The 14,741-nt window shown below is 46.0% G+C and carries 1 protein-coding gene; it reads left to right on the forward strand.

Annotation, left to right across the window (positions count from 1 at the left end; translation table 11 throughout):
- The first annotated feature begins 17 nt into the window (after positions 1 to 17).
- On the forward strand, positions 18 to 14,648 hold the full coding sequence (locus tag QZ995_RS21125; protein WP_301811428.1) for a non-ribosomal peptide synthase/polyketide synthase: 14,631 nt from the start codon (positions 18 to 20) through the stop codon (positions 14,646 to 14,648).
- Positions 14,649 to 14,741 lie beyond the last annotated feature (93 nt).

The raw sequence follows: 14,741 nt of genomic DNA on the forward strand, positions 1-14,741 counted from the left end.
GGGAGCGTTCCTCCATAATGAATAAAGCAGACATTCAAGATATTTTCCCGTTGTCTCCTATGCAGGAAGGGATTTTGTTTCACTCCATCATGAACAACCATTCTAACGCTTATTTTGAACAATTTGATTTTACGGTAGAAGGCCATGTTGCTGTGGAATGCTTGCAAGAGAGTATGAATAAAGTAATCGCTCACTACGATATTCTCAGAACGGTTTTTATTTATCAGAATGTTTCCAAGCCCCGTCAGGTTGTGTTGAAGAAACGAGATTCTCACATTCATTACCAGGATATTTCTCATTTGCCAGCGTCAGATATAGAGCCTTTTATCGAGCAATTCAAGGCCGATGACCGGGAAAAAGGGTTCGATATCTCCAAGGATGTTTTGCTTAGAATGTCAATCTTTCGGGTCGCTGAGCAAAGTTACAGATTTGTCTGGAGCTATCATCACATCATTATGGACGGCTGGTGCCGGGGTATTATCATTACTGCTTTATTCAACTGCTACCGGGCTTTGCTACACAATCAAACAATCCTACTTGAGAAAACACAGCCTTATAGTACGTATATTAAGTGGTTGGGCAAACGTGACAAAAAAGAAGCACTAGCATATTGGAAAACGTATTTGCTTGGATATGAACAGCAAGCATCACTTCCATTTTCCGGGGGACAAGCCGTTCAAGAGGGCTACCTGCCCGAGGAAGTCCGATTATTGCTGGATCGAGAGGTTACAAAAGGGCTTGTTCAATTGGCGAAGAAAAATCATGTCACCTTGAACACTGTGTTTCAGGCTCTTTGGGGTCTTTTGCTCCAACGCTATAATGACACAGACGATGTTGTGTTCGGCTCGGTTGTTTCAGGCAGACCTGCTGAAATCAAAGGAATCGAAAGCATGGTGGGGTTGTTTATCAACACAATTCCAGTGCGAATTCAATCCGATCAGCTTTCCTTCTCTACATGGATACAACAGCTTCAAAAGAATAGCGTTGCAGCCGAGGCTTACAGTTATTCTCCGCTATATGAAATTCAGGCAGAATCCATTATTAAGCAAGAGCTGATTCATCATATTATGGTTTTTGAAAATTTTCCTCTCCAGCAAGGGCTTGAGCAAGCAAAACATGTTGGATTTTCGATCGAACAAGTTTCTACCACCGAAAGAACCAACTATGATCTGACGATTATCGTGGAGCCGTCAGAGGAAGTTCTGATTAAGTTTTGCTATAACGCCAACCGATACGATAAGGAAAATATTCAAAGAGTAGCGGGGCATCTGATGCAAGCCGCCCAGGCTGTGCTTAAGCAGCCGGATATAAAGGTGAGAGATATTGAATTGCTGACGAAATCCGAAGAACGCCAATTATTGGAGTTTAATGATACGATGGCGGATTATCCGAGGAATGCGACTATTCATCAGCTTTTTGAAGAACAGGCGAAGAAAAATCCGGATCATATTGCGGTTGTGGCACAAGAGGGGATGTTGACATATCAGGAGCTTAACGAACGAGCCAATCGATTGGCTAGAGTGCTTCGCGGCAAAGGAGTGAAAGCGGACAGCATCGTTGGATTGATGATCGAACGTTCTTTGGATATGATCATTGGCATTTTTGGCATCTTAAAGGCTGGTGGAGCTTATCTGCCTATTGATCCTGGTTATCCGCAGGAACGCATTGAGTACTTGCTGGAAGATAGCGGCACTTCTATCTTATTGCTTTCGCAGTCTTTAAAGGAGCATGTCAAATTTTCAGGCGTTACGATGAGCTTGGATGAGCTAAAGCTGGACGAAGGTGATGGCAGTAATCTGGAGCCAGTATCTCTTTCTGAACATTTAGCTTACATTATCTATACATCTGGTTCTACAGGCAAGCCAAAGGGGGTCATGGTGGAGCATCACAGTGTTGTGAACCGACTTCTTTGGATGCAAAAACATTATCCCTTGGAGAATCGCGATGTCATTTTGCAGAAAACACCGATTTCTTTTGATGTTTCGGTATGGGAGTTATTTTGGTGGTCTTGGACAGGGGCGAAAGTTTGCCTGCTGGCACCAGGCGGAGAAAAGGACCCTAGAACCATTGTCCAAGCAATCGAGCGGCACCAAGTAACAACGATGCATTTTGTTCCATCGATGCTGCATATGTTTCTCGAATCGGTAGCTCTACGCCAAGAAGCTCACCGCTTGCGCTGCCTACGCCGTGTATTTACAAGCGGCGAGGCTTTGCACGTCAAGCATGGAGAGCGTTTCCGAACGCTATTGTATCAAGCGAATGGCACGAAGCTTCATAATTTGTACGGTCCGACTGAGGCAACTGTGGATGTAAGCTTCTACGATTGTCCAATGGACGGGCCGATTACACAGATTCCTATCGGTAAGCCAATTGATAACACTCGATTGTATATAGTGAATCGGCAGGGCAGGATGCAGGGAATTGGTATGCCTGGAGAACTGTGCATAACTGGGGTCGGTGTGGCCAGAGGGTACTACCATCGTCCAGACCTAACAAGGGAGAAGTTTGTCACCAATCCTTTTAATCCAAGCGAGCGTATGTACCGGACGGGGGACTTAGCTAGATGGCTTCCAGATGGAAACATAGAGTACATGGGGCGGATTGATCATCAGGTAAAAATCCGGGGAAATCGCATCGAGCTGGGAGAAATTGAGTCTAGACTGCTTCAGCTTCCTCCCGTAAAAGAAACGGTCGTGATGGCCCGACCGGATCGAGAAGGGAATAATTATCTAACCGCTTATTATGTAGCAGAGGAGAAGCTGTCGATATCTGATGTGCGAAAGCAACTGTCCCAAGCACTTCCCGGCTATATGATCCCCTCATATTTCATACAAGTAGAAAGCATGCCATTGACGTCAAACGGGAAGGTTGACCGCAAGGCATTGCCAGAGCCGGAAGGAAACGCAGAGAAAGGACGGGAATATCTTGCACCCCGCAATCAGTTAGAAGAACAGCTTACTCTCATATGGCAAACTGTTCTGGGCATAGAGAGCATTGGCGTACGAGATAACTTTTTTGACTTAGGAGGTCACTCGCTGAAAGCTACTGCGCTTGTTACCCGCATCCACCAACAGCTTCAGGTTGAGGTACCGCTCCGAGAGGTTTTTCAGTCCCCGACAATCGAAGGCTTGGCCCGCGTCATGTCCAGACTGGATACGAACGTGCATGCCTCCATCGAACCTGCGGGAGAACAGGATATGTATCCAGTTTCTTCCGCGCAAAAGAGGCTGTACATCCTTCAACAACTGGAAGGAGCCGAGCAAGGTTATAACATGCCAGCAGCTCTGCTGATCGAAGGACCGCTGAATCGAGAACGCTTTGAAGGGACAGTCATGCAACTTGTCAGTCGCCACGAAGCATTACGGACTTCCTTTGAGCTTGTGAATGGCACACCTGTGCAGCGAATTCAACAGCATGCAAAGACAAAGGTAAGCTTTTGGGAGGTGGAGGAGAGTGAGGTAGAGGCGCATGTACGTGAGTTTGTCCGCCTGTTCGATTTATCTTGTGCTCCACTTCTGCGAGTGGCCTTGCTGCGAATTAAGGCTGATCGGCATATTCTCCTGTTTGATATGCACCACATCATTTCCGATGGGGTATCAATGAACATACTAGTGGAGGAATTTGCGAAGCTTTATGAGGGAGAGCAGCTACCTTCGTTGCGCATCCAGTACAAGGATTACGCAGTATGGCAACAGACTTGGCTGCAAAGCGAACAATACAAAGCACAGGAGCGTTTCTGGCTGGAACAGCTATCTAAAGAGTTGCCCGTGCTGGAGCTGCCAACGGATTACCCGCGTCCTGCGGTGAAGAGCTTCAGCGGAGATCAGGTTGCCTTTACATTGGATGCAGAGACGACTCAAGGCTTGCATCGGATTACTAGAGAGCATGGATCAACACTGTACATGGTTCTACTAGCCGCTTACAGCGCCCTGTTAAGCAGGTATAGCGGACAAAATGAGATTATTGTTGGGACACCGGTAGCCGGCCGGCCGCACGCCGATTTGGAACGAGTAATGGGGATGTTCGTAAATACTGTGGCCTTGCGCTGTTTCCCAGATGGAAAGAAAACGTTCAAGACGTACTTGCAAGAGGTGAAACAAACCGCATTACAAGCATATGAGCATGCGGACTTCCCATTTGAAGAGCTGGTGGAAAAACTAGATGTGCCACGCGATCTGAGTCGCAATCCTGTATTTGACGCCATGTTTGTATTGCAAAATATGGATCGAAAACCGTTGCAAGCAAAGGATTTATGGGTTGTTCCGCATTCGTTTTCCCAAACTGCGGCTAAATTCGATCTTACCTTGCAGGCGGCGGAAGCCAAAGACGTAATCGAGTGTAGCCTAGAATACAGTACAGCACTGTTTAGGAAGGAAACCATGCGACGCTGGACACAGCATTTCATCCGAATGCTCAAAGAGATTGCTAAGGACCCGGAAGTAGAAATAAGCAGGCTGGAAATGCTGAGCGAGACAGAGAAAAGGGAGCTGTTGGTGCAGTTCAACGATACCGCAGCAGAGTACCCAAGAGATACAACCATTTTTCAGTTATTTGAGGAGCAGGCTGAAAAAACACCAGATCATATTGCTGTTGTGTTTGATGATCAAAGGCTTACGTATCGGGAACTAAACGAACGGGCCAATCAATTAGCAAGAACTCTTCGTGCGCAAGGCGTACAGTCTGAAAGCGTCGTTGGACTGATGGTCGAGCGTTCTTTGGAGATGATTGTCGGAATTCTTGGCATTCTGAAAGCGGGCGGTGCATATCTGCCAATCGACCCAGCATATCCGCAGGAACGGATCCGCTATATGCTGTCCAACAGCGGTGCAGAATTAGTGGTTACCCGTAAGCAGTTTGAAAGTAGCATCAATGTGCCTGGTTTGTATTTTGAAGATTCAATCATTGGGCGGCAAAGCACTGAGAATGTGGATGTTCAGCTTGCTTCTCATCATTTGGCCTATATCATTTACACATCGGGTACGACTGGACAACCCAAGGGGGTAATGATCGAGCATCAAAGTATCCTCAATACAATCCAGTGGAAGGTAACGGCGTATCATTACCGGGATGCTCGAGTTTTGATGCTGAATCCGTTTGTGTTCGATTCCTTTGTCACACATTTTTTTGCTCCTATAGTTTCGGGAGCCACAGTGTATTTTTTAAACGAGCAAGAAGCAAAAGACCCAATCTGGATCAAGCGAGTCATTCGGGAGCAAAGCATTACGCATTTGCAAAGTCCCCCAAGCTTTTATTCAGCCTTGCTCGAGGGTATGTCGGCAAAAGATTTGCAATCGGTGCGTAATATCGTGGTCGCTGGTGAAAAGGTCAGTAAAGGATTGGTGGAAACAATCCGCTCGCTTCATCCTGATATTGAAATTGTTAACGAATATGGCCCTACGGAAAATAGTGTTATTACAAGCGCACTTCTTATAAAGGGCACGCCTGAGTTGATTACGATTGGCAGACCCATAGCCAATACCCGCGTGTATATTCTGGGGAAACATCAGGAGCTACAGCCAACGGGAATTGCGGGAGAAATCTATATTTCGGGCCGGGGGTTGGCACGAGGATACTTACATGATGAAGAACTGACAGCACAAAAATTTGTTGTAAATCCCTTTAATCCAACCGAAAAAATGTATAAAACAGGAGATCAAGCTAGATGGCTTCCTACCGGAGAGATTGAATATTTAGGCCGGATCGACTATCAGGTTAAAATACGTGGCTTTCGCATTGAACTGTGGGAAATTGAAGACAGGCTCTTAGCTTATGAAGGAATAAAGGAGGCTGTCGTTGTCGATCGGGAGGATAGTCATGGAACTAGGTTGTTGTGTGCTTATTATGTGACGACGGGGCAAGCGCCAGAAGCAGCCAGTTTGCGAAAACATGTGTCAGAGGGTTTGCCAGAGTACATGGTTCCTTCGTATTTTATAAGGCTGGAGAGCATGCCGTTAACATCAAACGGGAAAGTGAATCGCAAGGCGTTGCCAGAGCCGAAGGGAAGCTTGGAGACGGGGCGGGAATATGTTGCGCCGCGTAACCAGCTAGAAGAGCAACTTACCCACATTTGGCAAGATGTTCTTGGCATTGAGCGTATTGGCATGCACGATAACTTCTTTGAGCTGGGAGGACATTCGTTGAAAGCGACCGCGCTTGTCGCCCGTATGCACCAGCAGCTTCAGAGCGAGGTACCGCTTAGGGAGATATTTCAAAATCCGACGATCGAAGGCATAGCCAAGCTGATTTCGGGAATGGAAAAGAACGCATATGCATCTATCCAGCCTGTGAGGAAGAGAGATTATTATCCGGTATCTTCCGCACAAAAGCGGCTGTACATCCTTCAGCAGCTGGAAGGAGCTGAACAAGGCTACAACATGCCGATTGCTTTACTAGTCGAGGGATTATTGGATCATGAACGCTTTAAAAGGACGATAACACAGCTTGTCAGCCGTCATGAAGCACTTCGTACCTCCTTTGAGCTTGTGAATGGAGAGTTGGTGCAACGGATTCATCAGTATGCGGAGGCAGAGATAAAGCTTTTAGAACTGGAAGAGAGTGAGGCTAAGACATATATAAGGTCCTTTATTCGCTCATTCAATCTGTCCCGAGCCCCATTGCTACGCGCTGCATTGTTACAGATTGCACCAGATCGGAACATTCTCGTATTCGATATGCACCATATCATTTCTGACGGTGTATCGATGAAAGTATTGATAGAAGAATTCGTGAAGCTTTATGAGGGAGAGGAGCTTCCGACACTTCGCATACAATATAAGGATTATGCGGTATGGCAGCAGGATTGGCTGCAGAGTACGCAATATAGGGCACAGGAGCGCTACTGGCTGGAGCAATTGTCGGGGGAACTACCAGTGCTGGAGCTACCAACGGATTACCCTCGCCCTGCAACTCAAAGCTTCCATGGAGATCAGGTCACCTTTACATTGGATGTAAAGATAGCTCAGGGGCTATATCAAATAGCTAGAGATCAAGAATCGACGCTGTACATGGTGCTACTGGCTGCTTACAGTGCCTTTTTAAACAAATACAGTGGGCAAAACGAAATCGTGATTGGTTCCCCGGTAGCGGGCCGTCCGCATGCCGATTTGGAACGAGTAATAGGAATGTTCGTCAATACTGTGGCTTTGCGTTGCTTCCCAGATGGGGAGAAAACATTCAAAATGTATCTGCAAGAGGTGAAACAAACGGCGCTGAAGGCGTATGAGAATGCGGATTACCCATTTGAGGAAATAGTGGAAAAACTAAATGTTGCACGTGATCTCAGTCGCAATCCGGTGTTTGATACCCTATTCGTACTACACAATGTAACCCAAGCGGAATTAAATATCCAAGGGGTGCAGTCTAAACAATATCAGAACGATTATTCTACGGCTAAATTTGACCTTGCTTTAAGCGGAGTAGAGGTTGGAGAAACCATCGAGTTCAGCATGGAATATGCCACAGCGTTGTATAAGCGGCAGACAGTCGAACGAATGGCCAAGCATTTTCAGCAGTTTATCAGTCTGATTGTAAAGAATCCAGAAGCTAAGCTCTCGTCTGTGGAAGTGATGACACCGGAGGAGAAAACACAGATTCTGGAGGTATGGGGAGCTACGGCAACTGACTATCCACGCGAGAAGACAATCAACGAGCTGTTTGAAGAACAGGTAGAGCGTACGCCAGAACGAGTGGCGGTTGTTGGGGAAGGAGGGCAGTTAACGTACCGCGAGCTAAACGAGCAAGCCAATAAGCTAGCGAGAACACTGCGTTCAGAGGGTGTGCATGCAGACAACCCTGTCGGCATCATGGTCGAGCGTTCCCTAGAGCTGATCGTCGGTATCTTCGGAATTTTGAAGGCTGGCGGCGCCTATGTACCGATTGATCCGGAGTATCCAAAGGAAAGGATTCGTTTCATGCTTCAGGATTCAGGAGCGAACCTGCTTTTGGGACAGGAGCATCTACGGGAGCGAGCGTCATTTGCAGGGAAGTTTATTGATTTAAATGATGTCGGCTCCTATAGTGATGACGGCTCTAATCTAGAGCTGATCAACGGGGCTAAAGACATGGCGTATGTCATCTATACTTCGGGAACGACAGGTCAACCCAAGGGAGTCATGATAGAACACAGCTCAGTGATCAACCGCTTGCTGTGGATGCAAAAGAAATATCCAATCACTGAAAATGATACGATCCTGCAAAAAACGACCATTACGTTTGATGTGTCTGTGTGGGAGCTATTCTGGTGGGCACTTGTCGGTGCCAGAGTATGCCTGCTTCCTGTTGGAGGGGAAAAGAATCCGGCAGTCATATTAAATACATTGGAGGAGCAAAGCATTACCACATTGCATTTTGTTCCATCTATGCTGCAAGCTTTTCTGGAATATATCCAGCAACGAACGTATGAGGAAAAAAAGAACAAGCTTGCTTCGGTGCGGCGTGTGTTTACGAGTGGTGAAGCGTTACTTGCTTCGCAGGTTGCACAATTCCATCGCTTCATTGCCCCAGTGAGCAAAGCCCAGATAATTAACCTGTATGGGCCGACAGAAGCGACTGTAGATGTGACGTATTTTGATTGTCAGGAAGGAGAAGCTTACACGAATATCCCGATCGGAAAACCGATTGACAATACACAGCTCTATATTGTTAATTCACAGAACCAGCAGCAGCCGATAGGTGTGGCCGGGGAACTATGCATCGCCGGTGTGGGGCTGGCAAGAGGTTATTTGAACCGCCCTGAGCTGACAGCTGAGAAGTTTGTGCATAACCCCTTTCTGCCCGGCGAACGGATGTATCGGACGGGCGACTTGGCGAGATGGCTGTCGGATGGCAATATTGAATATCTGGGGCGAATTGACCATCAGGTAAAAATCCGCGGTTACCGTATCGAGCTTGGAGAAGTCGAAGCACACCTACTGAAAACGGGATACGTACGGGAAGCAGTAGTTGTTCCACGGGAGGATGGGGGTAGACAGAAGGCGCTATGTGCATATTTCGTAGCAGATCGAAGGCTTACCGTGAGTGAATTAAGGGGAGCCTTATCCCAAGAACTGCCGGGCTACATGATTCCATCGTACTTTGTACAGGTAGAGCGGATGCCGTTAGCCATGAATGGAAAGCTCGACCGCAAAGCGCTGCCTGCCCCAGGTGATAATCTGCAAACCGGAACGGCATACGTGGCACCTCGCACAGAAGTGGAGAGGGCTTTAGTCTCGATTTGGCAGTCGGTATTAGGAGTTAAAGCGATCGGGCTGCTAGATAATTACTTTGATCTAGGAGGCGACTCGATTAAAGCCCTCCAGATTTCTTCAAGGCTGTATCAAGAGGGCTACAAGCTGGAATTAAAGGATTTGTTTAAATATCCTACCGTTGCAAAACTCAGTCCGTATGTCCAACTCGTCAATAGAATGGCTGATCAGAGGGAAGTGAAGGGAGAAGCAAGACTTACACCAATCCAGAGCTGGTTCTTTGAGCAAAATTTTGCAGACCCTCATCATTTTAATCAAGCGGTCATGCTGTATCGGAAGGAAGGATTCGATGAAAGTTCGCTTCGTAGGGTAATACAGAAAATTACCGAGCATCACGATGCCCTGCGTATGGTATTTTATCAGAGTGATAGCGGCGGATATACGGCCTGGAATCGGGGGATTGATGAAGGTGAGCTGTCCTCCTTTGAGGTTGTTAATCTTCGAGAAGAGACGGAGTATGCTCAACTGATTGAAGCCAAAGCAAATGAGATCCAGAGCAGCATCAATATGAAGGAAGGACCCTTGATGAAGTTAGGGTTATTCCAATGTGCAGAAGGGGATCATCTCCTGATTGTCATTCATCATTTAGTTGTCGATGGGGTATCATGGCGAATCTTATTTGAGGATATTGCCACAGGCTATGAACAAGCTAGGAACGGAGCGGACATTCGTTTTCCAGAAAAAACAGATTCCTTCCGTTTGTGGGCAGAGCAGCTCGCTTCCTATGCCACTAACCAAGCAAACGAGAACGAACGGGCCTATTGGCAGTCCGTTGCCCAGATTGAAAATAAGCCGCTCCCCAGGGATTATAAGCACGATGATGTGCGGATTCGAGATAATCAGACGGTTACGGTGCAGTGGAATCGGGAGGAAACCAAACAACTTGTAAAACAAGCTCATTGGGCATATAACACAGAAATGAACGATCTCTTACTCGCTGCCCTAGGAAGGGCACTCCATGCCTGGACGGGTCTGGATCAGGTCATTGTGAACCTAGAAGGGCATGGAAGGGAATCCATCATCAAAAATATGGATATTACACGCACTGTGGGCTGGTTTACGAGCCAGTACCCTGTCGTGTTGGAAATGAAGGCAGAGCAGGATTTACCTTACCTGATTAAACGGGTAAAAGAAGGCTTACGCCATATCCCGCAAAAAGGAATTGGATACGGGATCATCCGATATTTGTCTGATCATCAGGGGAATTCATACAACATAGAGCCGCAGATTAGTTTTAATTATTTGGGCCAATTTGATCAGGATTTGCAAAATAATGCAATGCAGATATCGCCCTATTCTGTTGGAGACACCATTAACAAAAATGCGGCAAGACCCTATGTACTTGATCTAAACGGCATGATCGCGGGGGAAGAACTGTCTCTGACAATCAGCTACAGCAGTAAGGAATATCGAAGTGAAACGATCGAGCGGCTGGCTGGGTTATTACGAGAAAGCCTTCAGGAAGTGATTGCACATTGTGTGGTGAAAGAGCAAAAGGAACTGACGCCAAGCGATGTTTTGTTGAAGGGATTGACAATTGAGGAGCTAGAACAGCTAATAGAACAAACCCGGCATGTAGGAGAGCTAGAGAATGTTTACACATTAACGCCGATGCAGAAGGGGATGCTGTTCCACAGTCTGGTGAATCCTCATTTGGGAGCCTACTTTGAGCAAACAACGTTTACCCTGCAGGGAGCCTTTGATGTGATCGCATTTGAAAAGAGCTTGAACGTATTGGTGCAACGAAATGAAGTATTGCGGACGAACTTTTACAGCGGATGGAAAGAGCACCCCGTACAAGTGGTATTTCGAGAAAAGCCTGCCGGATTTTTTTATGAAGATCTTCGCGAGCTAAACGAGGAGCAGTGTGAGGCGTATATTGCGACGCTTTTGAAAAGGGATAAGAACAAGGGATTTGATTTGGCTCAGAATACGCTTATGCGGGTCGCCATTCTGCGGACGAAAGACGAAACGTATCGATTTGTCTGGAGCTTTCATCATATCCTGATGGATGGCTGGTGCTTGTCTCTCATTGCCAAGGAAGTGTTCGAAATCTACTTCGCCTATCAGGAGCAAAGACAACCCCAACTTGCACCGGTAAGACCCTATAGCTCATTTATCGAGTGGCTGGAGAAGCAAGATGGCGAAGCGGCTTCAAGGTATTGGCACGACTATCTGGAAGGCTATGAACATCAGACAGTTCTTGGTAAAACAAAACGTCAGGAAAAGCCAGCAGAGTTTGTTGTAAAGAGACATATTATCTCTCTTAGTGAACAGCTAACCCAGCGGATAAATCAAATTGCGAAACAGCAGAACGTGACGGTAAATACCTTGATGCAAACAGCTTGGGGGATCTTGCTGCAGAAATATAACGACAATCAGGATGTGGTATTCGGAAACGTCGTCTCAGGTAGACCAACGGAGGTTCCTGGGATTGAGAACATCATTGGTTTGTTTATTAATACTATACCAGTACGGGTTCGCTGTGAGGCCGAGGCCACCGCTTTGGAAGTGATGGAAATGCTTCAGGAACAGGCTCTGGCATCCCGGGCATATGATACGTACCCGTTGTATGAAATTCAAGCACAAACCGAGCAAAAGCAGAGCTTGATTACTCACATTTTGGTATTTGAAAACTACCCTGTACAGCAGCAAATGGAGCAATTGGGTAGTAGCAGCTCGACAGGCTTTGAGATCGTAAATGTAGAGACAGTCGAGCAAACGAACTATGATTTTAACCTGATTGTCGTACCTGGGACAGAGATCGGGATTCGTTTGGAATACAATGCATGCGTGTATGATCAAGCGAGTGTGGAACGAATCGGCGGACATCTGGTTCATATCATGGAACAAATCATCCAAAACCCGCAGATACCCATTAAAGAACTTGATCTGCTTAATGAGGAAGAGAAAACGCAGATTTTAGAAGTGTGGGGGAATACGGCAGCGAACTATCCGAGAGAGAAGACAATTCATCAGTTGTTCGAGGAGCAGGTAGAGAGGACGCCTCATCAGGTGGCTGTTGTATTTGAAAACAGACAACTGACATACAAGGAATTAAACGAGAAAGCAAACCGCTTGGCCAGATTACTGCGAGCTCAAGGAGTAGGACCGGATCAGGCGGTCGGAATCCTTGTCGAACGTTCCCTAGAGATGATTGTTGGAATTATAGCCATTTTAAAAGCTGGGGGTGCTTATGTACCGATCAATCCAGTGTATCCAGAGGCACGAATGCGCTTTATGCTAGAGGACTCGGGTGTCAAGTTACTATTGCTGCAAAGCCATCTGCAGGAACGAATCGCGTTTACCGGTGAGCTTGTTATCCTTGACGAATCTGATGCCCCTGATGGGGATGGTTCGAATCTGGAGCCAATCGTTTTTGCGAATAATCTAATTTATATTATCTATACCTCAGGCACGACGGGTCAGCCTAAGGGGGTTATGATCGAACATCAAAGCGTAGTTAACACTATTTGCTGGTTTAGCGATAGGTATTTTGAGCAAATGAATCATAAAATGCTCTTTACGGCAGAATACACATTCGATCCGAGTGTGGATCAAATTTTTGCCACGCTGCTTAACGGAGCTACCTTACACTGCATCCGAAAAGACATGCTATGGAATAAAAAATACTTAGTTGACTATATTACGGCAAATGAAATTACCATTTTGAATATCTCTCCAGCATTTATGCAGGAGCTACTGGCGGATGAGGAGAAAATTGCTTGCTTACACACTCTGATTTGTGGGGGAGAGCAGCTCGATGATGCGTTAAAAGATAAACTAATGAGCAAAGGATACAAGCTTCACAATCATTACGGACCTACGGAAACGACCATCGAGGTTATCGCCGGAGAATGCGACAAGCAAACCCCGGTAGCTTTAGGAAAGCCGATCTCTAATACCGCAGTTTATATCCTGAACAAACATAGACAGCTTCAGCCTGTGGGTGTGGCCGGAGAGCTGTTTATTTCGGGCGAGGGTTTGGCTAGAGGATATTTGAACCGAGCGGAATTGACCGCAGAAAAATTTGTAGCTAACCCATTTATTCTAGGAACACGGATGTACAAAACAGGTGATTTTGCAAGATGGCTTCCTGATGGAACGATTGAATATCTAGGTCGTATCGATAATCAGGTGAAAATCAGGGGACACCGGATCGAAACGGGAGAAATTGTGTCACAGTTACTAAGAAATCCAGGAGTAAAGCAAGCGGCGGTGATAGTTCAGGAAATTCAGAAGGGACAAAAGGAGCTTTCCGCCTATTTGATCCTCGAAGACGGGCTGACTGTGGCGGATGTAAGAAGTACGTTAGCGAAACATTTGCCAGGGTATATGATGCCTTCCTATTTTGTTCGCTTGGATGAAATGCCGCTTACCTCCAATGGTAAAATCAATTACAAAAAGCTACAGGAGATGGCCCCCCTCTTAGACACAGGCGGGGAGCAGGTTACCCCGATGACAAGAATGGAAGCGGAGCTTGTCCGTATTTGGCAAGAGGTTCTGGGCCTTCAGAATATCGGGGTTCATGATAATTTCTATGAAATTGGCGGACATTCACTGCGGATGATTCAAGTTATTAGCAAAATTTACGCAGAATTATCAATCGAAATTCCATATGTTTTCGAAATCCAAACCATTAAAGATATGGCTAAACAAATGCTGGTATGGGAGACGAATACCAACTTTGAAAAAACCGTAACCTTACTGAATCAAACAGGACATCTCAATCTCTTCTGTTTCCCTCCGATTATTGGATTAGGCTATATTTATAAGAGACTAGCGGAGCTATTACAGGACCAAGCCACGGTGTATGCCTTTAATTTTGTTCATGAGGAAAATCTGATTGAGCATTATGTCAATCACATATTGGAGATTCAGCCGGAAGGTCCATTTGTTCTTGTGGGGTATTCTGCGGGAGGAAATGTTGCCTTTGAAGTGGCGAAGGCCTTGGAGAATTTACATCATGAAGTCTCGGATATCATTTTACTAGATTCGATGCGCAAAAAAGAGATCGTAATTCAAAAAGAGGATGAGATTGATCGAGAGGTTGAACAAATCGTAAATGAATTTGCTGTTAAACAGAAGTTAGACGTTACGTTGTTAAAGGACAAAGCTGCGAGCAGATATAAATCCTATAAGCAGTATATGAACCTACTAACGAATACGGAATGTATACATGCAGAGATTCATTGCATGTGGGCTCAACAACCCGACACGATCGAATTATTGTTTGAAAAGGCCTTGTGGAAGGGCGCTACAACTAGCAGTCTTACAGAATATGAGGGATACGGATCACACATGGATATGATGGACGAACCGTATATTTCAAAAAATATCGTATATATTATTAAGATTTTGCAAAAAATCCGTTCCCGAAAACAGGAGAATCAATATTCACTGTAGTGCCTTGGTTGTAGTCGATCAAAAGGGTTGAGGCGGACCCCGACAACTGTCGGGGTTCTTTTTTATAAAGGAAAAAATGTTCGAGAAAAATCA

This window comes from Brevibacillus laterosporus (genome assembly GCF_030489605.1).
GTDB lineage: Bacteria > Bacillota > Bacilli > Brevibacillales > Brevibacillaceae > Brevibacillus_B > Brevibacillus_B laterosporus_E.

What these genes read in the sequence shown, in the direction of transcription:
- QZ995_RS21125 (WP_301811428.1), top strand. Translation starts at nt 18, where the DNA reads ATGAATAAAGCAGACATTCAAGATATTTTCCCGTTGTCTCCTATGCAG.